The sequence below is a fragment of the Arthrobacter nitrophenolicus genome, from assembly GCF_000332815.1.
In the GTDB taxonomy this organism is placed as follows: Bacteria; Actinomycetota; Actinomycetes; order Actinomycetales; family Micrococcaceae; genus Arthrobacter; species Arthrobacter nitrophenolicus.
On record NZ_AOFD01000012.1, the window covers coordinates 55693 to 80077 of the forward strand.

22 protein-coding genes and 3 pseudogenes are annotated in these 24385 nt (G+C 68.5%); 12 read left to right on the forward strand and 13 right to left on the reverse strand.

Translation table 11 applies throughout. The annotated features are described in order from the left end of the window. Positions 1 to 62: 62 nt before the first annotated feature. The 3 genes from hutG to G205_RS06350 all read left to right on the forward strand — a co-directional run bounded on the left by hutG (position 63) and on the right by G205_RS06350 (position 2601). Positions 63 to 1016, forward strand: a complete 954-nt coding sequence (gene hutG, locus G205_RS06340) for a formimidoylglutamase (RefSeq protein WP_009357244.1) — start codon at positions 63 to 65, stop codon at positions 1014 to 1016. 89 nt (positions 1017 to 1105) lie between these two features. After that, a complete protein-coding gene (locus tag G205_RS06345) occupies positions 1106 to 1594 on the forward strand; it encodes a transporter substrate-binding domain-containing protein (RefSeq protein WP_009357245.1) in 489 nt (162 codons plus the stop codon). Then, on the forward strand, positions 1591 to 2601 hold the full coding sequence (locus G205_RS06350) for a cation diffusion facilitator family transporter (protein WP_009357246.1): 1011 nt from the start codon (positions 1591 to 1593) through the stop codon (positions 2599 to 2601). Before G205_RS06345 ends, G205_RS06350 begins: the two co-directional genes overlap by 4 nt. A gap of 23 nt (positions 2602 to 2624) precedes the next feature. On the opposite strand, the gene G205_RS06355 is transcribed toward G205_RS06350, so the two are convergent. Next, positions 2625 to 3290: a response regulator gene (locus G205_RS06355; RefSeq protein ID WP_009357247.1), complete on the reverse strand. Its 666-nt coding sequence runs from the start codon at positions 3288 to 3290 to the stop codon at positions 2625 to 2627. After that, positions 3283 to 4860 (reverse strand): sensor histidine kinase, encoded by a 1578-nt coding sequence (locus G205_RS06360; protein WP_009357248.1) that lies wholly within the window; start codon positions 4858 to 4860, stop codon positions 3283 to 3285. The genes G205_RS06355 and G205_RS06360 overlap by 8 nt, the downstream gene beginning before the upstream one ends. A 299-nt stretch (positions 4861 to 5159) precedes the next feature. Between G205_RS06360 and G205_RS06365 the strand changes: the two genes are divergently transcribed. From G205_RS06365 to G205_RS06380, 4 genes are read left to right on the forward strand one after another with little or no spacing between them, the layout of a single operon-like run. Then, a complete protein-coding gene (locus G205_RS06365; RefSeq protein WP_009357249.1) occupies positions 5160 to 6170 on the forward strand; it encodes a Bug family tripartite tricarboxylate transporter substrate binding protein in 1011 nt (336 codons plus the stop codon). Then, positions 6167 to 6670 (forward strand): tripartite tricarboxylate transporter TctB family protein, encoded by a 504-nt coding sequence (locus G205_RS06370; RefSeq protein ID WP_009357250.1) that lies wholly within the window; start codon positions 6167 to 6169, stop codon positions 6668 to 6670. The genes G205_RS06365 and G205_RS06370 overlap by 4 nt, the downstream gene beginning before the upstream one ends. Next, a complete protein-coding gene (locus tag G205_RS06375) occupies positions 6670 to 8340 on the forward strand; it encodes a tripartite tricarboxylate transporter permease (protein ID WP_009357251.1) in 1671 nt (556 codons plus the stop codon). Before G205_RS06370 ends, G205_RS06375 begins: the two co-directional genes overlap by 1 nt. Then, positions 8337 to 8729 (forward strand): universal stress protein, encoded by a 393-nt coding sequence (locus tag G205_RS06380; protein WP_009357252.1) that lies wholly within the window; start codon positions 8337 to 8339, stop codon positions 8727 to 8729. Before G205_RS06375 ends, G205_RS06380 begins: the two co-directional genes overlap by 4 nt. On the opposite strand, the gene G205_RS06385 is transcribed toward G205_RS06380, so the two are convergent. Continuing rightward, positions 8726 to 9589 carry a fumarylacetoacetate hydrolase family protein gene (locus G205_RS06385; RefSeq protein ID WP_035752225.1) on the reverse strand — a complete coding sequence of 288 codons (864 nt, stop codon included), beginning with the start codon at positions 9587 to 9589 and terminating at the stop codon, positions 8726 to 8728. The two genes, G205_RS06380 and G205_RS06385, sit on opposite strands and share 4 nt — an antisense overlap. 188 nt (positions 9590 to 9777) lie before the next feature. Here G205_RS06385 and G205_RS23975 point away from each other — a divergent pair, with 188 nt between their 5' ends. After that, the gene (locus G205_RS23975; protein ID WP_009357254.1) at positions 9778 to 9912 is read left to right on the forward strand and encodes a hypothetical protein; all 135 of its coding nucleotides are present in this window, start codon (positions 9778 to 9780) and stop codon (positions 9910 to 9912) included. A gap of 213 nt (positions 9913 to 10125) precedes the next feature. Here the strand turns inward: G205_RS23975 and G205_RS06395 are convergent, their stop codons facing one another. From G205_RS06395 to G205_RS06410, 4 genes and pseudogenes are all read right to left on the reverse strand, one after another. Continuing rightward, the gene (locus G205_RS06395; RefSeq protein WP_035752228.1) at positions 10126 to 10362 is read right to left on the reverse strand and encodes a hypothetical protein; all 237 of its coding nucleotides are present in this window, start codon (positions 10360 to 10362) and stop codon (positions 10126 to 10128) included. Between the two features lie 162 nt (positions 10363 to 10524). Further along, a complete protein-coding gene (hutH, locus tag G205_RS06400; protein WP_009357257.1) occupies positions 10525 to 12117 on the reverse strand; it encodes a histidine ammonia-lyase in 1593 nt (530 codons plus the stop codon). A gap of 75 nt (positions 12118 to 12192) precedes the next feature. Continuing rightward, positions 12193 to 13889 (reverse strand): annotated as a pseudogene (locus G205_RS06405) (urocanate hydratase). Positions 13890 to 14084: 195 nt separating this feature from the next. Continuing rightward, positions 14085 to 14906: an IclR family transcriptional regulator gene (locus G205_RS06410; RefSeq protein ID WP_009357258.1), complete on the reverse strand. Its 822-nt coding sequence runs from the start codon at positions 14904 to 14906 to the stop codon at positions 14085 to 14087. 259 nt (positions 14907 to 15165) lie between these two features. On the opposite strand from G205_RS06410, the gene G205_RS06415 reads away from it, so the two are divergent. Further along, entirely contained in the window at positions 15166 to 15801 is a 636-nt protein-coding gene (locus tag G205_RS06415; RefSeq protein ID WP_009357259.1) for a LysE family translocator, read from the forward strand. A 120-nt stretch (positions 15802 to 15921) separates the two neighbouring features. On the opposite strand, the gene G205_RS06420 is transcribed toward G205_RS06415, so the two are convergent. Continuing rightward, a complete protein-coding gene (locus G205_RS06420) occupies positions 15922 to 16785 on the reverse strand; it encodes an SDR family oxidoreductase (protein ID WP_035752238.1) in 864 nt (287 codons plus the stop codon). Positions 16786 to 16903: 118 nt separating this feature from the next. Between G205_RS06420 and G205_RS06425 the strand changes: the two genes are divergently transcribed. Together G205_RS06425 and G205_RS06430 are read left to right on the forward strand one after the other, a co-directional pair. Then, complete coding sequence (locus G205_RS06425) at positions 16904 to 17305, forward strand: winged helix-turn-helix transcriptional regulator (RefSeq protein ID WP_009357261.1); 402 nt, start codon at positions 16904 to 16906, stop codon at positions 17303 to 17305. 169 nt (positions 17306 to 17474) lie between these two features. Next, positions 17475 to 17738 (forward strand): hypothetical protein, encoded by a 264-nt coding sequence (locus G205_RS06430; RefSeq protein WP_009357262.1) that lies wholly within the window; start codon positions 17475 to 17477, stop codon positions 17736 to 17738. Between the two features lie 28 nt (positions 17739 to 17766). On the opposite strand, the gene G205_RS06435 is transcribed toward G205_RS06430, so the two are convergent. Then, on the reverse strand, positions 17767 to 18555 hold the full coding sequence (locus tag G205_RS06435; RefSeq protein ID WP_009357263.1) for a 3-hydroxybutyrate dehydrogenase: 789 nt from the start codon (positions 18553 to 18555) through the stop codon (positions 17767 to 17769). 126 nt (positions 18556 to 18681) lie between these two features. Here G205_RS06435 and G205_RS06440 point away from each other — a divergent pair, with 126 nt between their 5' ends. Further along, entirely contained in the window at positions 18682 to 19575 is an 894-nt protein-coding gene (locus tag G205_RS06440; protein WP_009357264.1) for a LysR family transcriptional regulator, read from the forward strand. Between the two features lie 10 nt (positions 19576 to 19585). Here the strand turns inward: G205_RS06440 and G205_RS06445 are convergent. The 4 genes and pseudogenes from G205_RS06445 to G205_RS06460 form a co-directional block, all read right to left on the reverse strand. Then, a pseudogene (locus G205_RS06445) lies at positions 19586 to 20565 on the reverse strand (spermidine synthase). Between the two features lie 96 nt (positions 20566 to 20661). Beyond that, positions 20662 to 22194 (reverse strand): D-glycero-beta-D-manno-heptose 1-phosphate adenylyltransferase, encoded by a 1533-nt coding sequence (rfaE2, locus tag G205_RS06450; protein WP_009357265.1) that lies wholly within the window; start codon positions 22192 to 22194, stop codon positions 20662 to 20664. Further along, a pseudogene (locus G205_RS06455) lies at positions 22191 to 23614 on the reverse strand (aldehyde dehydrogenase family protein). Before G205_RS06455 ends, rfaE2 begins: the two are co-directional and overlap by 4 nt. Before the next feature lie 39 nt (positions 23615 to 23653). Continuing rightward, positions 23654 to 24355 carry an SDR family oxidoreductase gene (locus G205_RS06460; protein ID WP_009357266.1) on the reverse strand — a complete coding sequence of 234 codons (702 nt, stop codon included), beginning with the start codon at positions 24353 to 24355 and terminating at the stop codon, positions 23654 to 23656. Positions 24356 to 24385: the final 30 nt, after the last annotated feature.

Sequence of the window (24385 nt, forward strand, 5' to 3'; positions counted from 1 at the left end):
TTCCAGACACCTCCGCGGCGGCGCTGCTGGTTTTCGCGGCCGGCATGCGGTGAGCTGGAGGCATGGCCTCCATGACCCCTTCCGTCGATGTCCCGCCCGCGCCCTGGACGGGAAGGTTCGACGGCGATGCGCCGGAGCACCGCCGCTGGTGGCAGGCGGTGGTGCCTTCCACCGGCGCCGCAACGTCCGGTTCCGCCGCCAAGCCTGCCGCGCTGATTGGTTTTGCCAGCGATGAAGGAGTGCGCCGCAACAAGGGCCGGACCGGCGCCGCCGCGGCACCGGCCGCAATCCGCAAAGCCCTGGGCCCCCTGGCCTTCCACCTGGACCGTTCCGTGACGGACGCAGGCGACGTGGCCGTTTCCGAGGGGGCGCTCGAAGACGCCCAGGCGCGGCTCGGGAGCGTGGTCTCGGAACTGCTCGACGCCGGGCACCTCACGGCGGTACTCGGCGGCGGCCACGAGACCGCTTATGCCAGCTATCTGGGAGTGAGCGGATCGCAGGCACTCCAGCAGGGTGCACGCCTGGGTGTGCTGAACCTGGACGCGCACTTCGACCTCCGGGACGAGCCGGTTCCCAGCTCCGGGACCCCGTTCCTCCAGATGGCCCGCGCCGAAGCTGCCGCGGGGCGCCGGTTCCGGTACGCCGTCGCCGGCGTCTCGGAGGCCAACAACACCCGGGCCCTGTTCGACACCGCCGGGCACCTCGGCGTGCAGTACCTGCTGGACGAGGACTGCGAAACGGACCGGGTCCGGGAGTTTGTGGCGTCCTTCCTGGCCGACATAGACGTCCTCTACCTGACCATCGACCTGGACGTGCTTCCCGCCGCCGTTGCGCCCGGCGTCAGCGCCCCCGCCGCGTTCGGCGTGCCCCTGCCGGTCGTCAGCGCCGTGTGCCGGCAGGTGGCCGCCAGCGGCAAACTCCTGCACCTGGACATCGCCGAGCTGAACCCTGCCTTCGACGTGGACGGGCGGACGGCAAGGGTTGCCGCACGGCTTCTGGACACCCTGCTGCGCTGACGCTGCACGCTCCGCCAGCGCCGGAATCGCCAAAGTGATAAGCATGCTGTCTATTAGGGAGGTGGATCTTCAGCTGGAAGGAGTTGCGCATGCGGCGTTGCAAAGTACTTTTCCTGCTGCTGGCCGCGCTGCTGGCCCTGGCCGGCTGCGGCACCAGCTATCCGGCAGACCCGGAAGGGACGCTGGACCGGGTACGCGGCGGAACGCTCCGCGTGGGCGCCAGCCCCAACCGCGACTGGGTCCGGCTTCCGTCCGGCAGCGGCGGCGCGGCCAGGGTCGAGGGCAAGGAGGCCGAGCTGGTCCAGCAGTTCGCTGAGCGGCTGGGGGCGGACATCGAGTGGGTCACGGGCACCGAACAGGTCCTGGCCGATGAGCTCAAGCACGGCGGGCTGGATCTGGTGATCGGCGGCCTGGACGACAAGACACCGTGGTCCACCCATGCCGGACTGACCCGGCCATACACGGAGTCCCGCGACAGCCGCGGCTCCCTGCACAGGCACGTCATGCTGGTCCCGCTGGGCGAGAACGCCTTCCTCCTTGAGCTGGACCGGTTCCTGTTGGAAAGCGGGCAGGCATGATCCGGACCAACAGCACCCAAACCGTCCGGTTCGGCCATACCGAGCTGCCGCCCGAACAGCAGGAAGCCCTGCGCAAAGCGCGCAAGTATGAGTGGATCACCATCGCCTTCCTGGCAGCCTCCACCGCGCTGGTCTACGCGGTGCTCGGCAACTCCCAGGCCATGAAGGCCGCCTGGGTGGAGGATCTCCTGTCCTTCCTGCCGCCGCTGTCCTTCCTGCTCGCGGCCAGGGTCATCCGCAAGCGGCCCAGCGAGGACCATCCCTACGGCTACCACCGCGCGGTGGGCATCGCCCACGTGGTCGCAGCGGTGGCCCTCACCGTCATGGGCGCCTACCTGATCGTGGATTCGGCCATCGGCCTGCTCAGCGCCGAGCATCCCACCATCGGCGGCTTTAATTTCTTCGGCCAGACCATCTGGCTGGGCTGGCTGATGATCACGGCCATGGTGCTCACGGCCGGGCCGCCCATCTGGCTGGGCCGCGTGAAGATGAAGCTCGCGGAGAAGCTGCACGACAAGGTGCTGTACGCCGACGCGGACATGAACAAGGCCGACTGGATGACGGCCGCGGCCGCCGCGGTGGGCGTGGCCGGGATCGGGCTGGGCTGGTGGTGGGCAGACTACGCCGCGGCCATCCTCATTTCCGGCAGCATCCTTCATGACGGCATTCGGAACACCCGCGGAGCGGTCTCGGCGCTGATGGACAAAAGGGCCATGACGTACGACGACGACGCCCCGCACCCGTTGGCCCGACGGCTGGACGCCTACCTCCGCGGACTGCCCTGGACGCGGGAGGCCCGGTCCCGCATCCGGGACGAGGGGCACGTGTTCCACGTGGAATCGTTCGTGGTGCCCGCCGCCGGCAGCATGCCCAGCCTGGAGCAGCTGGAGCAGGCCCGCGAGGCCTGCATAGCGATGGACTGGAAGGTGCAGGACATGGTGATCGTCCCGGTGGCTGAACTGCCTTCCGAGTTCCTGCCCGGCCCGACGACGGGCGGTGAGCGCTAGGGGTTTTCAGCCCGCCGGAGCCCTCAGGCCTTCAGCAGGTACCTGCGCTCCGGCCGGCCCACCCCGTACTTCAGCCGCACCTCGAGCAGGCCCTCATCGTTCAGATACTCCAGGTAGCGGCGGGCGCTGACCCGGGACGTGCCCAGCTGTTCGGCAACCTCGGCAGCCGACAGGTCGCCGTCGGCCTCCTTCAGCGCGTCCTCCACCAGCTTCAGGGTCTCCACGCTGCAGCCCTTGGGCAGCGGCCGTTCGCTCCTGTCCAGCCCGAACACCCGGTTGACGTCCGACTGCTCGGCGATGTCCTTGGCCGAGTCGAGGGCCTGGTACGCGCTCCGGTAGTGCTCCAGCCGTTCCTGCAGGTCCTTCTGGGAGAAGGGCTTAATGAGGTAGTGCACGATGCCGCCGCGCAGCGCCTTCCGCACCGTTTCCACTTCGCGGGCGGCACTGATCACCAGCACGTCAAGCTCCGGGGCCACCTCACGCAGCCGGTGCATGAGGTCCAGGCCGTTGATGTCCGGAAGGTGGATGTCCAGCAGCACCAGGTCCGGCTGCAGGCGTTCGGTTTCGACGACGGCCTGGGCGCCGGTATGCGCCGCTCCCACCACCGTGAAGCCGGGGGTCCGCTGGATGAAACCGGCGTGGACCTTGGCCACCATGAAGTCGTCATCGACGATCAGGACCTTAATCATGATGTACACCTCGCGTAAAGCGGGCGGTGAAAACCGCCCCGTTGTCATTGTCCACCGTCAGGTCGCCGCCGGACCGGCGGCAGACCACGCGGGACAGGGCCAGGCCGAACCCGCGGCCGCCTTCCCGGACGGAGGCCTTGGTGGTGAAGCCCTGCCGGAAGATGTCCTCCACTGCTTCCGGCGGAACGCCGGGCCCATTGTCCCGCACGGTCAGGGTGACCTGGTCCCCGCCGTCCTTCACCAGCACCCGGACTGTCGCCTGCCCAACCCCGGAGACGGCGTCGAACGCGTTGTCCACGAGGTTTCCCGCCACCGTGGCGAGGTCGCGCGAGAGCTCATCGCTGACGGGAGCCAGGGCGGAGGCGGGGTCCAGCTGGAGCGTGACATTGCGTTCCGCGGCCAGGCTGGACTTGGCAATCAGCAGCGCGGCCAGGGCCGGGTCCTGGATCCTGGCGGTGACTTCGTCGTTGAGCCGGGTCCTGTCCACGGTGGCGCCGTTGACGAACTGCACCACGGAATCGTAGTCGCCGATCTGGATCAGCCCGGAGATGACGTGCAGCTGGTTGGCGAACTCGTGCGCCTGGGCGCGCAGCGTGTCGGTGGCGGTCCGGGTGGCGCCGAGCTCCCGTTCCAGCGAGGACAGCTCGGTCCGGTCACGCAGCGTGGTGACGGATCCAATCTCGCGGCCGCGGGAACGGATGGGCACCCGGTTCAGCACCACCAGGCGCTCCCCCACCAGCACCAGCTGGTCCGGGTCCGGCTGGTCCCGGGTGAGCACCACTTTCAGCGCCGGATCCACCGGGAGCGAATTCAGCCTCTTTCCGACGCAGTCCTCCGGCAGGCCCAGCAGCTCCCGCGCGCTGTCATTGGCCACGGTGATGCGTTCGTTCGGGTCAAGGGCAACCACGCCTTCCTTGAGCCCGTGCAGCATGGCCTCGCGGTTTTCCACCAGCCCGGTGATCTCGCTCGGCTCCATGCCCAGGGTCTGCCGCTTGACGCGCCGGGACAGCAGGAAGGATCCCGCAACGCCCAGGACGCTGGCCACGCCCACATAGGTGACCAGGTTGGGAATGGCGTCACCCAGCCGCTCCAACGTGGTGGGGTAGTCCCTGCTGATGGAGGCGATCCCGATCATTTTCCCGGTGTCGTCCAGCACCGGGACGTGGGCGGAAAGGACGGCGCTGCCGCTGCCGGCCACCACGCCGGTCCAGGCCCGGCCCTCCAGGACCCGGCTGGCCCCCAGTTCCAGGGGCTGTCCGAGCAGGCCGGGGTCCGAGGACGCCACCACCGTCCGGTCCATCTTCGCCAGTGCCACGTGCGAGGAGCCGGAAACAGTGCGGACGGATTCTGCCACGGCGGGCAGGGCAGCTCCGGCCCTGGGTTCGGCGGTGGGCAGGAGCTCGCGGACGGCCGGATTGCTGCCGAGCGCCTCTGCGGCGGAGAGGGCGCGGCGGCCCTCGACCCGCTCAAATGTGGCGGCGGACTGGGCCAGGGAAATGGCCACCACGGCCACCAGGACTGCCAGGACAATCAGCAACTGCAAAAGGAGGTACTGCCCCGCGAGGGACATCCCTCTTCGTCGAGTCACTGTGGTTGCTTCCCTTTGATTCCCATGCCGGCCTGGTCCCTGCCGTAATTACCGGGAACTATACCGGGCCGACCACCTCAGACGCTTTCTCACCTCCCGCCGCCTAAACCCCGTCGCCCTCCCGGCGTCTGGCTACACCACCGGCAGCGCTGCCTGCCTGACACGTGAACTTAATGAACTCAACTTTCTCTGCGTACACAAGAGTGACCGGCATCACGGCGGCACCTAGCATCGAATCACCAGTCAGTCTTGCTGATCGTTTTTCAGAGAAGAGGAACACCATGCGCCAGATCCGCGCATTGCGAATCGCCGCCGTCGCTGCCGGCATCGCCCTGATGGCCACCGGCTGCGGTGCCACGGGCAAGAGCTCCAACGGTTCGGAAACCTCCGGCGCCGCCGCCGGCCCCATCACCGGCCTCCAGATCATGGTCCCCAACACCCCGGGCGGCGGGTACGACACCACTGCCCGTGCAGCCGCGAAGGTCCTCGAGGACGAGAAGATCACCAGCAACACCGAAGTCTTCAACCTCGCCGGTGCCGGCGGCACCGTGGGCCTGGCCCGCGTGGTCAACGAAAAGGGCAACGGCGATCTTGCCATGCTCATGGGCCTTGGCGTGGTTGGTGCCAGCTACACCAACAAGTCCGAGTCGAAGCTGACGGAGACCACCCCGCTGGCCCGCCTGATCGAAGAGCCCGGCGCCATCATGGTCAGCAAGGACTCCCCGTACAAGACCATCGACGACCTCGTGGCAGCCTGGAAGGCGGACCCCGCTTCCATCTCCGTGGGCGGCGGCTCCTCCCCCGGCGGCCCGGACCACCTGCTTCCCATGCAGCTGGCCGGCGCGGTGGGCATTGACGCCACCAAGGTCAACTTTGTCTCCTACGACGGCGGCGGCGACCTGCTGCCCGCGATCCTCGGCAACAAGCTGGGCTTCGCTGCCTCCGGCGCCGGCGAGTTCCTCCAGCAGATCCAGTCCGGCGAAGTCCGGGTGCTGGCCACCAGCGGCGAAGAGCGGCTCGAAGGCGTGGATGCACCCACGCTGAAGGAATCCAACATCGACCTGGTGTTCACCAACTGGCGCGGCGTCGTGGCCCCTCCCGGCATCAGCGACGAGGACAAGGCATCCCTGATCGCCGCCCTCGAGAAGATGCACGAGAGCGAAGGCTGGAAGGAAGCCCTGAAGACGCACAGCTGGACCGATGCGTTCATCACCGGCGATGAGTTCGAGACCTTCCTTACCGAGCAGGACAAGCGGGTGGCGGACGTCCTGACGAAACTGGGCCTGGCGTGAGCTCCTTGCCAACCGGCCTGAAAGGCCGCGCCGAGCTGGGGGTCGCCCTCCTGCTCGGCGCGGCCGGCGTCCTGGTCTTCCTTGACGCCAGCCGCCTGTCCGTCCCCTATTCCCAGTCGGATCCGGTAGGGCCCAAGACCGTCCCGTTCATCGTGGCCGGGCTGCTGGTAGTGTGCGCCATCCTGCTGGCGGTCAACGTCATGCGCGGCGGCAAGGGTGAAGCCGAAGGCGGCGAGGACATTGAACTTGGCCACCCCGCCGACTGGAAAACCGTCCTGCCCTTGGCCGGCGCGTTCGTCCTCAACATCCTGCTCATCGACTGGGCCGGCTGGGTCATCTCCGGGACTGTCCTGTTCTGGGGCAGCGTCCTGGCACTGGGCAGCCGCCACTACATCCGGGACGGGCTCCTCTCCGTGGCCCTCTCGCTGCTGACCTTCTACGGCTTCTACCTCGGCCTCGGCATCGCGCTCCCGGCCGGACTCCTGGAAGGAATCCTCTGATGGACGTCTGGTCCTCACTGATGGACGGTTTTGCCACCGCCCTGACCCCCATGAACTTCCTGTACGCCGTCATCGGCGTGCTGCTGGGCACCGCCGTCGGCGTCCTTCCGGGCCTGGGCCCGGCCATGACCGTGGCGCTGCTGCTTCCGGTCACTTACGCCCTGGAACCCACCAGCGCCTTCATCATGTTTGCCGGCATCTACTACGGCGGCATGTACGGCGGCTCCACAACCTCGATCCTCTTGAACACCCCGGGCGAATCGTCGTCGGTGGTGACGGCCATCGAAGGCAACAAGATGGCCAAGGCGGGCCGCGCGGCGCAGGCACTTGCGACGGCGGCCATCGGCTCGTTCGTTGCCGGCACCATCGGCACCGCGCTCCTCGCCGTCTTCGCACCCATCGTGGTGGAGTTCGCCGTCAGCCTGGGTGCCCCCAGCTACTTCGCCATCATGGTGCTCGCCCTGCTGGCTGTGACGGCCGTCCTGGGCTCGTCCCGCCTGCGCGGCTTCGCCTCACTGGGCCTCGGCCTGGCCATCGGCCTGGTGGGCATCGATTCCGTGACCGGCCAGCGCCGCCTGACCTTCGGCCAGCCGCTGCTGGCGGACGGCCTGGACATCGTGGTGGTGGCCGTGGCCATCTTCGCCGTCGGTGAAGCCCTCTGGGTGGCCGCCCACCTGCGCCGCAATCCCCTGCATGTCATTCCCGTGGGGCGGCCCTGGATGGGCCGGAAGGACTGGGGGCGCTCCTGGAAGCCTTGGCTTCGTGGAACCGCCTTCGGCTTCCCGTTCGGCGCCTTGCCCGCCGGTGGTGCCGAGATCCCCACGTTCCTGTCCTACGTCACCGAAAAGCGCCTCTCCAAGCACCCCGAGGAATTCGGCAAGGGCGCCATCGAGGGTGTGGCCGGACCTGAGGCGGCGAACAATGCGGCTGCCGCCGGTACCCTGACTCCGCTGCTGGCCCTGGGCCTGCCCACCAACGCAACCGCCGCCGTCATGCTGGCCGCCTTCACCACTTACGGCATCCAGCCCGGGCCGCAGCTCTTCTCCAGCCAGGGACCCCTGGTGTGGGCGCTGATCGCCAGCCTGTTCATCGGCAACCTGCTCCTCCTGCTGATCAACCTGCCGCTGGCACCGCTGTGGGCCAAGCTGCTGCAGCTGCCCCGTCCGTACCTCTACGCCGGCATCCTGTTCTTTGCCACGCTGGGCGCCTACTCGGTGAACCTGCAGGCGTTCGACCTGGTGGTCCTGCTGGTCCTGGGTGCGCTGGGCTTCATGATGCGCCGCTTTGGCCTTCCGGTCCTGCCGCTGATCCTTGGCGTCATCCTCGGCCCGCGCATCGAGGGGCAGCTCCGCAAGACCCTGCAGCTCAGTGCCGGCGACCCGGCCGGGCTCTTCAGCGAGCCGATTGCCATCGTCGTCTACATCATCGTGGCGCTCATCCTGGTGTGGCCGTTTGTCTTGAAGCTGATCCGCCGCAACCGGCCGCAGGCTGCCGGCGCCCCGTCGGCCCCGGCCGCCCCGTCAGGCAGTTCCGCCCCGTCAGGCAGTTCAGCGCCGGCAGAACTCCCCGGCCGCCAGGAGCCTGCAGCCCGCACCGAAACCACTGTCCATGCACCCGGTTCAGGCCACGAGGACCGCACTGTCCGCTCAGACAAGAAGGAGACACCATGACCATCGTGGTGGGATACGTCCCGACCCCCGAAGGCGAAGCAGCCCTCACCCAGGCCATCACCGAGGCCCGGAAGAGCAACACCAGACTGTTGGTCATCAATTCGTCCCGTGGGGACGCGCTGGTGGACAACCGCTATGCCCAGGAGCCGGACATCCAGAGCATCGAGGACCGCCTGGCAACCCAGGGCATCGACCACGAGATCAAGCAGCCGGTCCGTGGGCACGATGCCGCAGCCGAGGTCCTGGATGCCGCGGAGGAGCACAACGCCGAGCTGATCGTGATCGGCCTGCGCCGCCGGACCCCGGTGGGCAAGCTGATCATGGGCAGCGTCTCCCAGCGGATCCTGCTGGAAGCGGACTGCCCGGTCCTTGCCGTGAAGGCAGGCTAGGAGCGGACCAGCTCCTGGCGCTGGCGGCCCAGCCCCTGCACCTCTACCTCCACCACGTCACCAGGCTGGAGGTAGGGGTAGCGGCCGCTCAGCGCCACCCCCTCCGGGGTTCCGGTGAGGATCACGTCACCGGGCTCCAGGCGCATGTACTGGCTGCAGTGGTGGACCAGCGTGGGTGCGTCGAAAATCAGCTGCGCCGTGTCCGAGTCCTGGCGTGGCTCCCCGTTGACCCAGCTCTGAAGCGGCAGGTTCCCGCCGTCGATATCCTCTGCCGGCACAAGCCACGGGCCCAGGGGTGTGGACCCCGGCAATGTCTTGCCCTTGGTCCATTGCCCCGCCGCGCCGGGAAGCTGGTACGCCCGCTCGGAAAGGTCATTCGCCGTGACGTAGCCGGCGATGCATGCCGCCGCCTCTGCGGTGCTTTCCAGGTAGCTGGCTTCCCGTCCGATGACGATGCCCAGCTCCACTTCCCAGTCGAACTTGCTGGACAGCGGCGGAACTGCGGCCCGGTCGAAGGGCCCGGTGACAGTATTGCTGGGCTTGAGGAACATGACCGGTACCTCCGGCGGGGTGGCGCCCGACTCCGCCGCATGGGCCGCGTAGTTCATGCCGATACCCACCACCGCTCCCGGCCGGGCCACCGGGGACCCCACGCGCAGGTTCGGCGCGTCTTCAACGGCCGGCAATGTCCCGGCTTCCAGCGCGGCACGGACCTTCGCAACGCCGCCGGACGCCAGGAAGGCGCCGTCCACATCGCGGGTCAGCGGGAGAAGGCTGAAGTACTGGCCGGAGCCATTGTCCGCCGTCACCAGGACCACCGGCTGCTCGTGCCCGCTCTCGCCCAGGCGCATTAGCTTCATGGTGGGTCTCCTTTATTCCGTGGTCCCGGTTTGCTGGATTTCATAGTGGCCGATGCGGCCAGGCTCCCGCCAAACGTACCGATTGTGACTGGCCTTCAGGCCGCCAAAACAGCAGTCATCTGACATCTTTGGATGAGGCGGGTAAACTGGACCAGCCCTCCGGCACGAAAACACAGAAAGTTCAGCACATGACGACAGCAACTTTGGAACGCCACCCGGCTACCACGGAGCCCGCTGAAGCAGCGCCCGCCCGGTCCATCGACCTGGAATTCTCCAGTGCCCTCGAGGTGCACGCCGGCTGGAAGAGGCTGTTGCCGAGCTGATCGAGGTGGCAAGCAAGGACGCCTCCTGCGGCATCCTGGTGACCAGGCTCCACCCGGGCCGCTACACCGTGGCCCTGGATGAATCAGTGCCGTTCGGCGAAACCTATGAGGCCATCGCCGCGTAAGCACGGCCCTTCCGGCACAAGCCGCTTAAGCACAAATCCCCGCACCGCCCAAGGCGGTACGGGGATTTTGCTGTTTCTCCAGGGGCTGCTAGCCGCGGCGGACCTGCACGCCGTCGGACTTCAGGAAGAGCTGTTTTTCCGCCGGGCCCGCCGGCACAAGCCACAGGACGTTTCCGCTCTGCGACACCTCTTCCACCTCCCCGGCCGCTACAACATGCGCATGCTTGATGATCTCGACGCGGTCACCGACGGAAAGGCTCTTCCAGTCGGACACCACGGCGGAATGGGCATTGCGCCTCGATAGGACTGCCCCACGTGCTTTCATGTGAACTTCTACCCCTTTGTATACGTTCTGCGCCACAGCCTCGTTGATGTGACTTTCACTACACCTTCAGTTCTACTACACTCTGTGCACCCCTGATGGCCGTGTCGGCCAAAATTCCATCAGGTGGACACAGAGGCAGCAGAAGCCGAAGATCCTTCGCTGTCAGGCGAGGGAGCCAACGGCGGATTCGGCCGCCCGGCGCACCTCACCCGATGCCACCAGCCGGTCAGCCGTTTCCAGTTCCGGAGAGAGGAAGCGGTCCGTTCCGGGCCCCGCCACCACCTCGCGGAGGGCAGCCACCACGGCGGCACCGGCCGGCCCGGGCGTCAGGACGCCCCCGGACAGCTGTGTGCGGATGTCCAGGGCCCGGGCCGAGGTGACCAGCTCAATAGCCAGGACGCGGCGCAAGTTGTCCACGGCCTTCCGCAGCTTGCGGGCCGCATGCCAGCCCATGGACACGTGGTCCTCCTGCATGGCGGAGCTCGGGATGGAGTCCACCGACGCCGGGACTGCCAGCCGCTTGTTGTCCGAGACCAGCCCCGCCTGGGTGTACTGCGCGATCATCAGGCCGGAGTCGACGCCGGGGTCTGCCGCCAGGAAGGCCGGCAGGCCGTGCGAGCGCGCGGGATCGAGCATCCGGTCCGTCCGGCGCTCGGCGATGGAGCTCAGGTCAGCCACCGCGATGGCCAGGTAGTCCAGGACGTAGGCCACCGGGGCGCCGTGGAAGTTACCGTTGGAGCTGACCCGGCCGTCGGGCAGCACCACGGGGTTGTCGATGGCGGCCGCCAGCTCACGGGTGGCCACGAGTTCGGCATGGTCCACGGTGTCCCTGACGGCACCGGCGACCTGCGGCGCGCAGCGGAGCGAGTAGGCGTCCTGGACGCGCGAATCGCCCACCCGGTGGGAGGCCACGATCGGCGAACTGGAAAGCACGCGCAGCATGTTGTCCGCGCTGGCCGCCTGTCCCGGATGGGGACGCAGGGCGGCGTGCAGCTCCGGGAGGAACACCTGGTCGGTGCCGAGCAGTGCCTCGACGCTGAGCGCGGCAGTGATGTCCGCCGTCGTCAGAAGCTGGCGGAGGTCGGCGATGGCCATCAGGAGCATGCCCAGCATGCCCTCCGTGCCATTGACGAGGGCAAGGCCCTCCTTCTCGGCGAGGACGACGGGGTCGATGCCGTGCCCTGCAAGCAGTTCGGCGACAGGCCGCTGTCCCTGCCCGCCGTAACGGACGCCGTCGGGCCCTTCCGCTTCACCCTCGCCCATCAGCACCAGGGCGCAGTGCGAGAGCGGGGCGAGGTCGCCGGAGCAGCCGAGCGACCCGAACTCGCGGACCACCGGGGTGATGCCGGCGTTGAGCACGTCCACCATGGTCTGGAGGACCACGGGACGGACGCCGGTGCGGCCTGATGCCAGGGTCTTGGCCCGCAGGAACATGATGCCGCGCACCACTTCGCGTTCCACCGCCGGCCCCATCCCGGCGGCGTGGCTGCGGATCAGGCTCTTTTGGAGCTGGGTTCGCAGCTCGTTGGGGATGTGCCGGTTGGCGAGGGCGCCGAAGCCGGTGGAGATGCCGTAGGCGGGGGTGTCGCTCGCGGCCAGGCTGTCGATGTGGGCGCGGACTTTGGCGACGGCGTCGAGGGCCTCAGGCGCAACGGCAACCTTGGCGTTGTGGCGCGCGACGGCGAGCACATCCTCGGGCGTGACGCCGCTGGAGCCGAGGGTGACGGTCAGCGGTTCATGGGTTGTGATGGTCATTGAAGTTCCTACTTCTGTGGTTGAGCCTGTGGCGTTGGTTGAGCTTGTCGAAACCTTGATTTCGACAAGCTCAAATCACCGGTTCTCGTTCATCGGGATGCGGACGCCGCGTTCCTTGGCCACTTCGAGGGCGCGGTCATAGCCGGCGTCGGCGTGCCGGATGACGCCCATGCCGGGGTCGTTGGTCAGGAGGCGTTCCAGCTTTTCGGCGGCGAGGTCGGTGCCGTCTGCGACGGAGACCTGGCCGGCGTGGATGGAGCGGCCGATTCCCACGCCGCCGCCGTGGTGCAGGGACACCCAGGTGGCACCGGAGGCGGTGTTCAGCAGCGCGTTCAGCAGGGGCCAGTCGGCGATCGCGTCGGAGCCGTCTGCCATGGCCTCGGTCTCGCGGTACGGGGACGCGACGGAGCCGGAATCGAGGTGGTCGCGGCCGATCACGATGGGAGCCTTGACCTTGCCTTCCTTGACGAGCCGGTTGAACAGCAGCCCGGCCTTGGCGCGTTCGCCGTAGCCAAGCCAGCAGATGCGGGCGGGCAGGCCTTCGAACTCCACGCGTTCCTGAGCGGCGTCGATCCAGCGGTGCAGGTGCTGGTTCTCCGGGAACAGTTCCTTGATGCTTCATCGGTGACCCGGATGTCCTCGGGATCACCGGACAGCGCCACCCAGCGGAACGGGCCCAGGCCCTCGCAGAACAGCGGCCGGATGTATGCCGGGACGAAGCCGGGGAACTCGAAAGCGCGCTCGTAGCCGCCCTTGCGGGCCTCGTCGCGGATCGAGTTGCCGTAGTCGAAGACTTCGGCGCCGGCGTCCTGGAACTCCACCATGGCCTGGACGTGCCGGGCCATCGAGGCCTGGGCCTTCTTGGTGAATCCTTCCGGATCCGACTCGGCCTCGCGGTGCCATTCGGCCACGGAAATGCCCTCGGGCAGGTAGCTCAGCGGATCGTGGGCGGAGGTCTGGTCAGTGACGATGTCCACGGTGAGTTCGCCGGCCCTGTGGCGGCGGAGGATCTCGGGGAAGACCTCGGCGGCGTTGCCCACGTAACCCACAGACCAGCCGCGGCGCTCTTCCTTGGCCTTGAGCACCTTGGCGATGGCGGCGTCGAGGTCGGTTTCCACTTCGTCCAGGTAGCGCTTGCCGGCGCGGCGGCGCAGGCGGGTCTCGTCGACGTCGACAATCAGGCAGGCGCCCTCGTTCAGCGTGACAGCCAGTGGCTGGGCGCCGCCCATGCCGCCGCAGCCGCCGGTGAGGGTCAGGGTGCCGGCGAGGGTGCCGTTCTCGTCCCCGGTGAGCTTGCGGGCGATCGCGGCGAAGGTCTCGAAGGTGCCCTGCAGGATTCCCTGCGTGCCGATGTAGATCCAGGACCCGGCGGTCATCTGGCCGTACATCATCAGGCCCTCGGCTTCGAGCCGGCGGAACTCCGGCCACGTGGCCCAGTCCCCCACCAGGTTGGAGTTGGCCAGCAGCACCCGGGGCGCCCATTCGTTGGTGCGGAACACACCCACCGGCTTGCCGGACTGGACCAGCAGGGTCTCGTCCTTTTCCATGGTTTCCAGGGTCCGGGTGATGGCGTCGAACGCGGCCCAGGACCGGACAGCACGGCCGGTGCCGCCGTAGACCACCAGGTCATCCGGGCGCTCGGCGACCTCGGGGTCCAGGTTGTTCATCAGCATGCGCAACGGCGCTTCGGTCTGCCAGGACTTGGCGGTGAGCCCGGTGCCGCGGGCAGCTTTGACCGGGCGGGCACCGGTGGTGAAATCGGCGGGTGCCATGATGGCTCCTTTTCATGTGTGTCTGTGATGGGAAAGAACTTCTGTAACAACTAAAGCCCTTTGGGAAGGGGGTTCACAGGGGTTTTGCGAGGGTGCTGTCCGGCATTCCAGACACCCGCGGCCGGCCAGGTTGCTCTATCACTTAAGGCTCCCATTCCGGGGTTTTAGCAGCCGTAAGTGATGGAGCAACGAGGGTTATTTGCCGGGGCGTCCGTGAATCCGGACCGATAGTTCGTCGGCGACCTTCTGGACCCGGGCGGCCAGCGCGGGCCACTCGTCCGCCGCCAGCTTATCCTCGAGGAAGGTGACGGCGACGGCGGCCGTGGGCCAGCCCAGGTGGTCGGTGACGGCGGCGGCGATGGACCCGAACCCTGGCGTCACCTCGCCGTGCTCGGTGGCATAGCCGCGGTGCCGGACCTGGTCCAGGTGGGAGGACAGCGCGGAATACTTCATGATGGGCGTCTCGGTCTCATGCCGGGCCGTGAACGCAGCCGCGTTCGGGTAGAGCGCGCGGACCTGAGACTTGGGCAGTGCGGCGAGGATGGCGCGCCCGCTGGCGGTGAGGTGGCTGGGAAGCCGGACGCCGACGTCGGTCACCAGGGACGGGCGGTTCTTGGCCCGCTCCTCCACGATGTACAGCACGTCGCGGCCGTGCAGCACGGCCAGGTGCGCACTCTCGCCGATGGCGTCCACCAGCGACGCCAGCAGCGGGCGGCCCAGCCGGGACAGCGGCTCCTGGCGGGAGTACGCGGAACTGAGTTCGAAGGCGCTGATCCCCAGCCCGTAGCGCTGCTCCTCATGCAGGTGGAGCACAAAGCCGTTGGCCTCCATGACCCCCAGCAGGTGGTAGACGCTGGAGCGCGGCAGCCCGAGTGTCGCCGCGATCTGGGACGCTGCCATCGGCCCCCGCCGGGACGCGAGCAGCTTCAAAATGCGCAGCGTGTTTTCGGCCGCGGGAACTTTCGACGCCACCCTTGCTTCGCGCGCGGGGGCCGGCTGGGTTTCCGTTACTGCCACAGGTACTCCTCCCTCCGGGAAACCGGAACTGTCCGGTATCCCATACACAAGGATGCGCCCTTAGGGGAAGAACAGACCACCGCTAGCAAGAACCGTTGTCTGGGATTCCAGACATCGCCAGTGACTGCAGCAACGGACGACGCCGGGCCTACCTCGTGGACGAAACGTCGCCCTTGCCCGTGGTCCAGCCTGCCCGGGAAGGCTGGTCCGGCATGGCCCGACCGGTGCCGCCCGCCCCGCCCCGGGACTAAAATCAGGCATGGTTCCCCTCTCCAACCTGCTGGCGTTTTCGCTCGCCTCGGTGGTACTCATTGCCGTCCCGGGGCCGAGCGTGCTCTTCGTGATCGGCCGTTCCCTGGCCCTGGGCTGGAAGGGCGGTGTCCTCACCGTCCTGGGAAATGCGGCGGGGCAGCTGCTCCAGGTGGCTGCCGTGGCCCTGGGGGTGGGCATCGTGGTGGCGCAGTCCGTGGCTCTCTTCACCATCGTGAAGTTTGCCGGTGCCGCCTACCTCGTCTATCTGGGCGTGCAGGCAATCCGGCATCACCGCAGGCCGGCAGCGCCGAAACGGAGCCCTGCCCCGTCCGCGCCCTGGCGGCTGGTGGGGCAGGGAGCCGTTGTGGGTGCCACCAACCCCAAGTCGGTCGTTTTCTTCGTTGCCGTCCTGCCCCAGTTCGTGGACTATGCGTCCGGCGCCATCCCCCTGCAACTGGGCCTGCTGGGCGCTGTGTTCCTGCTGATCGCCCTGGTCTCGGACAGCCTCTGGGCCATTGCCGCCGGCACGGCCCGGCAGTGGTTCGCCCGGTCTCCGCGCAGGGTGGACGCTGTGGAGGCCACGGGCGGAGCACTGATGATCGGACTGGGCGGCACCCTCGCCCTCACGGGCAGCAAGTCCTGACCCCCTCCCGGCGCTCGCTCACTTAATGCACGGTATGTCGGATCCCTCTCTCACCGGGTGACAGAGGGATCCCCCAAAACCTGCAGGATGTGCGGGAGCGCCGGGAGTGCAGCGCGTTCGTCAGACGGCGGCGGCCGCCGACCGCACCGCCTCGGCGAGGGACGTCGTCGGCCGTCCAATCAGCTTCCGCAGGTCGCCCGTGCTGACCAGCAGGTCGCCGCGGGCGATGCCCAGGTCCGAGTCGGCAAGGATTTCCGCGAAGGCAGCCGGAACGCCGGCGCCCGCCAGCAGGCCCGCGTAATCCTCGGCGGGCAGGTTGTTGTAGCTGATCTCCTTGCCGGTAGCGGCGGTGATCTCCGCGGCCAGGTCCGCCATGGTGAAAGCTTCGTCACCGCCCAGCTCGTACACCTTGCCCGCCTGCCCGTCGGCAACCAGGACGGCCGCGGCCGCGTGCGCATAGTCAGCCCTGGAGGCACCGCTGACCCTGCCCGAGCCCGCGGCACCGGCGAGCCCACCCTGCGCGAGGGTTCCCGGCAGCTGCTCCGTGTAGTTTTCCAGGTACCAGCCGTTGCGCAGCAGGACGAAGGGGACACCGGACCCGCGGAGGATGGCTTCCGTCTTCTTGTGCTCGGCGGCCAGCAGCATGCCGGTGGTATCGGCATTGGCGATGCTGGTGTACGCCAGGAGCTCCACGCCTTCGGCCTTGGCCGCCTCAATAACAGTGCGGTGCTGCTCCACCCGCTGGCCCACCTCACTGCCGGAGACCAGCAGCACCCGGCGGGCACCCCGCAAGGCCGCAGCCACGGATGCCGCGTCCGCATAGTCCAAGCGCCGGACCTGCACGCCCTGCTCCGCGAAGTCCGCCAGCTTGTCGACGGAGCGCCCGGCTGCCACGATGTCCTGGGCGGGAACGTTGCGCTCCAGCAGTGCCTCGATGACGTGGCGGCCGAGTTGTCCGGTGGCTCCGGTTACGACGATGCTCACAATGGTCCTTTCGTTTGGTTTCAGCCTGTCGAAGGGCACAACCATGGTCCGCCGGGTTTACTTCCCAATAGAGAGTACGCACTTGAAGGTAAGGTACTGACCCCGCGGTAAGCTGTCCATGGAAGCCACCACGCATCCGTCCCCGCTGCCCCGGAGCTTTGCCGACGGCGTCTTCCCGGCCGGGTGCCCCAGCCGGATCCTGCTGGACCACATCACCAGCAAATGGGGCGTACTGATCCTGCTGTCCCTGTCCGAAGGGGAGCAGCGGTGGAGCGAATTGCGGCGGCGGGCCGAGGGCATCAGCGAAAAAATGCTGGCCCAGACGCTCAAGACCCTGGAACGGGACGGCCTGGTCAGCAGGCACGCCCAGCCGGTCATTCCGCCACGCGTCGACTACAGCCTCACCGGGAAGGGGTACGAACTCAGCGGACTGCTGGTGCCCCTGGTTGCCTGGGCCTTCGACAACGCTGACGACATCATCAACGGCCAGAGCAGTCGCGGAGCAGTGCCGGGCAAGTAGCGGCCCAAGCAAAGACGAGTACCTGTTACTGGTGTGACTGGTGTGAATAGCGCATAGCTTTGGGGTAAGGTGCCCAGCCGGAATGGGAGGGCCGCCCTCTGCTGGGAGCGTTCCGGTTGACCTGCACCGCCAGTGAGCGGCCCCTGCCGCTTTCGAGGAGTTGGTTCGCATGGTCAAAGCCCAAGTCCAGGACCCTTACAGCATGGGCCGGCCCGTCAGCCTGGCCGAAGCCGCAAAGCACATCTGGACCCGGGTCCGGAGGTCCTTCGCCCCACGTTCCCCTTTCAAGATCGGCGACGCCGTAGTGGGTGACGATCCCTTCAAGGGCCGGCATGAGGGGGTGGTGGTGTTCCTGCAGGGAACCGCCGCCGGTGTGGACACAGCACAGGGCGTGTTCTTCTACGACCACCGGCAGCTCAAACGCCTTGACTAACCCCCAAAGGACAAGAACTCGAGGGGGGCTACTTCGCTGACCAGCCGCCGTCCATGGTGTAGCTGGCACCGGTGACCATTCCCGCAGGGGCCGACGCCAGCCACGCCACCAGGGATGCTACCTCCTCCGGCTCCACCAGGCGCTTGATGGCGGACTCGGTAAGCATCACCCTGGCCAGGACTTCGGACTCGGGGATGCCGTGCACCTTGGCCTGGTCCGCGATCTGCGACTCCACCAGCGGCGTGCGCACATAGCCGGGGTTGATGCAGTTGGAAGTCACCCCGTGCTCCCCGCCCTCCAGCGCCGTCACCTTGCTGAGCCCCTCAAGCCCGTGCTTGGCGGCGACGTAGGCGCTCTTGAACGGCGAAGCCCGAATACCGTGAACCGAGGAAAGGTTGATGATCCGGCCAAAATTGTTGGCGTACATGTGCGGCAGTGCCGCCCGGATCAACAGGAACGGCGCCTCCAGCATCAGGGTGAGGAGCCGCCGGAAATCGGCGGGATCGAACTCCTCGATGGGGCTGATGCGCTGGATCCCGGCGTTATTCACCAGGATGTCGCAGTCCAGGCTCAGGGTGGCGAGCCGGTCCACATCCAGCAGGTCCACAGCCCAGGAGGTGCCGCCCACCTCGTCGGCGAGCGCGGCGGCGCCGGCGGAGTCGACGTCGGCCACCACCACCTTGGCCCCGCGCGCCGCGAGCTCCCGCACGCACGCCGCTCCGATTCCACTGGCACCTCCGGTAACCAGCGCCTTCCGGCCGTTCAAATCACCGCCGGACCCGGCTGCCTGGTTTGCGGGGCGTTGCTCTGCGCTCACTGTTTCTCCTTGGTGTCTTCACTGACACGTGCTGGTCTCCAGCACTGACGGCTACCCTGAGTATTGCTGCACACAGATGCGGCTTCAATAACCAAACCGGCACCCGCCATGTGCAGAATTGCAGATATGAACGCCAATCCGGATGACCTCCTGGTCCTGCTCGCAGTGTCCCGCTCGGCAAAATTTACGACGGCGGCCCAGGCCTTGGGGCTGAACCACACCACCGTCTCGCGCAGGATCGCCGCGCTGGAGAAAGCGCTGGGCGGCCGGGTCCTTGCCCGCGCCGCGGGCGGTTGGGAACTGACCGAGCTGGGCCAGCAGGCGGTGCTTGTGGCCGAGCAGGTGGAGGCCGTCCTGGGCACGCTGGGACCGGCGGGCAAGGCACCGGACCCGATAACCGGCGTCGTGCGCATGACGGCGACCGACGGGTTCAGCGCCTACATCGCGGCTCCTGCAGTGGCCCGGCTCCGCCGTGACCACCCGGGCCTCAGCGTGGAGGTGGTGACCATGACCCGGCGGGCTCTGCAGCAGCGCTCGGGGCTGGACATCGAGGTGGTGGTGGGAGAGCCGCAGGTGCACCGTGCCGAGGCCGTGCGGCTGGGCGAATACATGCTGGGCATGTACGCCTCACGGGCCTACCTTGCCGAGCATGGGATGCCCGGCAGCGTGGCCGAGCTCAACGAGCATCCGCTGGTGTATTTCGTGGACTCGATGCTGCAGGTGGACGACCTGGACGCGCCGCGCCGGCTGGTCCCTGCCATGCGCGACGGACTGACGTCCACCAACGTCTTCGTCCACGTCGAGGCCACGCGGGCGGGCGCAGGTGTGGGATTCCTGCCCTGCTTCATGGGCGACCTCCACGATGACCTGGTCCGGTTGTTCCCGGATGAGATCGCCGAACTGCTCCCCTACTGGATGGTCCTGCGTGCGGAGTCACTGCGACGGCCGGCGGTCGCGGCCGTGGTGCAGGCGCTGCGGGACCAGGTGGCCGCCCACCGGGAGGCACTCCTGGGCCGCTGAAAAACGATAACTACGTGGGCCCACGCCCGCCGGGTTCCCTGGCCGAGCTTGCGAGGTTAGGGTGCGGGTGGGGAGGATCGTGGCGGACCGGGGCGCCGGCAGCGAAGGCCCGGACCTGGGCGTCGTCCCAGAGTTGTGCCGGGACCGCGCCGCCCAGGAGCCGGCGGGCTAGCTGCGGATCGTCCCCAAAGGGAACGTCGCTGCCGGCCATGACCATGTTCCGTAGCGCCTGCCCTTCAGCATGGCGGGGTCGGCGATGATAACGGTGTGCGCGAAGGCGGCCGCGAGGGTGGCGGCGTCTTCGCGCGCGTTCTTGAGGTCCGGCCCGTCGCCGGAGTTCACGACGTACACCCCACCGGGGGCGAGGACCCGGCGGACGTGCTGGTTGAACTCGGCCGTTGTCAGCGGGCGCGGGGTCAGGGCACCGGCGAAGACGTCCCGGATGATGAAGTCCCGGGTGTCCGGGGTCAGGGTCTCCGTCACCTGGCGGGCCTCCCCCACCCGCAGGCGCAGCAGCGGGGCCTTGGGGAGGTCGAACCAGCCGCGGACATATTCGGCCAGCTTCCCGTCGAGCTCCACCACCACCTGCCGCGCGTCGGGGTAGGCGGCGGCAAAGTAGCGGGCCAGCGAGCAGGCGCCGCCGCCCAAATGCAGCCCGCGCAGCCGGGAGGTTGTGCCGGTGCCCGCTGCGGAGCCTCCGGAAGCAATGCCCGACGGCGGCCAGCGCGACTCGATCAGCGCCGCCATCCAGCGCATGTACTCGAAGTCGAGGAACAGGGGGTCGGCGAGGTCGATGTGCGAGCTCATGACGCCGTTGATCTTCAGGAGCCAGCCGGTGGAGTTGTCCTGGTCCGCGATCAGCTCGCAGTCGCCGGTATCGATGTAGTAGACGCCTTCCACGGGACCGCCAGGCTTTGTCCCCTTGGTTTGTTCGGCCGTGACAGCCGCCGTCCGGCCGGCCCGGCCCCCTGACTTTCCGCGTTTAGCCATTACCCGTGCCGCGCCTCAGTCATGCTTCAACCCTAAATGACGCCCGGGTCCGCACCGCACCGGAAACCGGCGCGGCACGGCCCCAGGAAACCGCTCCTAGATGGCCGAAGCGGCACCCTCGCCGTCCCTGATCCGGTTGACCACGGCGGTGGTGGAGCGTTCCGCCACGTAGTCCAGGATGGCCACCCGGCCGCCGTATTCCTCCACGGCCGGGGTCTCCGCCAGCATCTCCGGGGTGTAGTCCCCGCCCTTGGCGTAGACCTCCGGGCGGAGCTGCCGGATGAGCGGCCCGGCGGTGGGGGTGTCGAAGACGGTCACGTAGTCCACGCAGCTGAGCGCAGCCACCACGGCGGCCCGGTCGCCCACGGCGTTGATGGGCCGGCCGGCGCCCTTGAGCCGGCGGACCGAGTCGTCGCTGTTGAGGGCCACCACCAGGATGTCGCCCAGCTGCTTGGCCTGGTTGAGGTAGCGGGTGTGGCCGCTGTGCAGAACGTCGAAGCAGCCGTTAGTCAGCACGATCCGCTGCCCCTGGGCCCGGTGCACGTCGAGCTGCCGTTCCAGTTCATCGGCACCCAGTGCGGTGTCCGCGAAGGCCCGGAGGTAGCGGCCCAGCTGTTCGGTGCTGCACACCGACGTGCCCGGCTGGTGCACCACCACATCCGCTGCGGACTGCGCCAGGTCCAGGCTCGCGGTCAGGGGCAGCCCGGCCGAGCGGCCCAGCGTGAGGGCCGCAACGAACGTGTCGCCGGCCCCGGAGGCCTGCTTCTCGGCCGCCGGCCGTGCCCACGTGCGGTGCCGGACGCCGTCGGACGTCAGCAGAACCGTGCCGTCGCGGTCCAGGGTGACCACCACCGCCCGGGCGCCGGTGGCCGCGAGCAGGGCTTCGGCGTGCGCACCTATGGCGTCCACGCGTTCCTGTCCGTCGGGCAGCCGCCGGTCCAGCAGCCGCGCCGTTTCCTGCGCGTTCGGGGTGACCAGGTCAGGGTGCAGCGGAGCCCAGGGGCGGGGATCGTGCGAATCGACCACCACCAGGGGCCGCCGCGCCGCGCCTTCCCGGGCCCCCAGCGCCGCCACCAGTCCGTCATGCACCGGCCCGGCGAGGACGCCGTTGCCGTAGTCGCAGACCAGGACGGCATCCTGGCGTTCGACGGCGGCGCGCACCGAGGCGGCCAGCGCGGCCAGCGCGTCGGCCGGCACAGTCCTGGCTGAGTCGTCCAGGCGCAGCATCACCTGCCCGCCGCTGCTGATCCTGGTTTTGGTGGTGGTCACCATGTCCGGGTGGGTCTGCAGGTGCCGGACGTCGATGCCGGCAGCCACCAGCTGGTTGCGCAGGTCCACGCCGGCGTCGTCGGTGCCGATGATCCCGGCCACGGAAACCCGCGCGCCCAGGGCGGCCAGGTTCATGGCGGTGTTGGCTGCGCCGCCGGGGACGGACTCCCGGACCTGGATGTCCACCACCGGGGCGGGGGCCTCGCGGCAGAGCCGCTCGATGGTGCCGCTCCACCAGCCGTCCAGCATGAGGTCGCCAATCACCAGGATGCGTGGTTCTTCCGCCGCCAGCCGCCCGGGCAGCCACTCCGACAGTGCCCGCTGGCTGGAGAGGTCCACGGCTTCTGGAGAGGTGCTCATGGCTGGTCCTTCCGGGGGGTCGTCGCGGGCGGGGCAGCAATGTGCACCACCTTCACCTGGCTGAACTCGTCCAGCAGCTCCGGGCCGTAACCGAACCCGTGCCCGCTGTCGCCGCGCGGCTGTGCCGCGCCGCCCGGGGCGCCGCCGAACACCTCATTGACCTTGACGGTTCCCACCGGCAGGGCCGCGACCGCCTGCTGGATGTGCGCGATATTGCCGCTCAGGACTGTGGCGGCCAGGCCATACCTGCCGCTGCATGCCAGGCGCAGGCCGTCGTCGAACGTGTCCACCACCTGCACCGGGGCAACCGGGCCGAAGGTCTCCTCTGTCATGACCTGCATCCCGTCCGTGCAGTCCAGCAGCACGGTGGCCGGATACAAGGACCCCGGCCCGTCCGGAAGGGTGCCGCCCTCAACCGCCCGGGCACCCTGTTCCAGGGCGTCCGCAACCTGGGCGTGCACCTCGTCGCGCATGCGCAGGTCCACCAGCGGCGCCACGCTGCCGTTGCTGTTGCGCTGCGCGGCCTCTGCCTGCAGGGCGGCGCAGAACTCCTCCGCGATGGCCTTGTGGACGTAGATCCGCTCCACCGCTGTGCAGATCTGGCCGCTGTTGCTGAAGGCACCGATGGCGGCCTGGCTGGCGGCCCAGGCGGGATCCACATCGCTGTCCACGAGCAGCGGATCGTTGCCGCCGTTCTCCCTGATCACGTGGGCTCCGGTCAGCGCCCCGGCCCGGGCGATCCGGGCACCAGAGGCGCTGGACCCCACGTGGGCCAGCACATCCACGTCGGCCTGGGACAGCAGGGCGCCCACCTCCGCCCCGCCGTTGACCGTAAGGAACACCCCTGGCGGAAAGGCCGGCGCCAGGACCTCGCCGAGCGCCTCGCCCAGGCGCGGGCACCGCTCGCTGGGCTTGTGGATGACGGTGTTTCCGGTGACCAGGCTGCGCCGATCAGGCCGCAGGCCACCGCCACCGGATCGTTCCAGGGCGTCAGGAGGACTGCCACGCCCCGGGATTCGGCCACCGTGTAGTCGGAGGCGAGCCGGTTTCCGCGGAGGCTGTGGCCACGGTGCACCGGGCCGAGCTCGGCGTACTGCTCCAGGGTGGACACCCCGGCGGCAATGCCGGCGAGCGCTTCCTCCATCGGCCGGCCGGTTTCGCTGGCGTTGAGGCCGGCCAGCTCCTGCGCTGCGGCATCGAGTGCACGGGCAGCGGAGCGCAGCGCGGCACCCCGCTCTGCCGGGGCGGTGGCCGCCCATTCGGCGGTGGCACTGCGGGCCACTTCCACGGCATGGTCCACTGCACCCGGCCCGGCTTCGGGCACCGTCCACAGGATGTCACCCGTGCGTGGATCCCGGATGGTGATGCCGGAACCGCTGGCGGTGTCCTGGCTGATGGTTTCGGTAGCTGTTGTAGGCATGGGTTCCTCCCGTCGGTTCATGCAGGGCCGGTCTGGGGCTTAGGGCCAGGAGCCCTCCTCCTCGTGGCAGACCAGCATCTCGCGGACTTCGCAGCCCTTCGGCTGGGACAACGCGAACAGGATGGCCTGGGCCACGTTCGCCGGATCGTTGAGCCGCGAATCGTCCTGGGGCTTGTACTGTTCGGTGCGGTCATCGAAGAAGCGGGTCTTCATCCCGCCCGGGATCATGGTGGTGACGCCGATTTCCCCGCCGGTCTCGGCGGCGAGCGCGTGGCTGAAGCCCACCACGCCGAACTTGGAGGCGCAGTAGGCTGTGGCGTCAGCCACCGCGCGCTTGCCCAGCGTGGAAGCGACCGTGACAACCCGGCCGTGGGTGGCCTTCAGGTACGGCAGGGCGGCCCGGACCACGGACACGGTGCCCATCAGGTTCACGCCGATGACCTTTTCCCACTCCGTGGCCTCGACGTCGGCCAGCTTGCCGCAGCGGTCGATCCCGGCGGCGGTGACCACCGAGTCCAGCCCGCCCACCGTCTCGGCGGCTTCGCGCACCGCGGCTTCCACCGCCAGGCGGTCGGCGACGTCCACTTCGAAGGCCTTCACGCCGGAGACGTTGCTGATGTCGCGGTCCAGCACCACCGGGGTGCCGCCCGCGTTGAGGACGGCCTCGACGACGGCGGCGCCCAGTCCGGAGGCCCCTCCGGTAATGAGGACGCGGCCGGGTGCATGCGATTCTGCGGTCATGGTGTTCCTTTCACATGGGTAAATACGTTG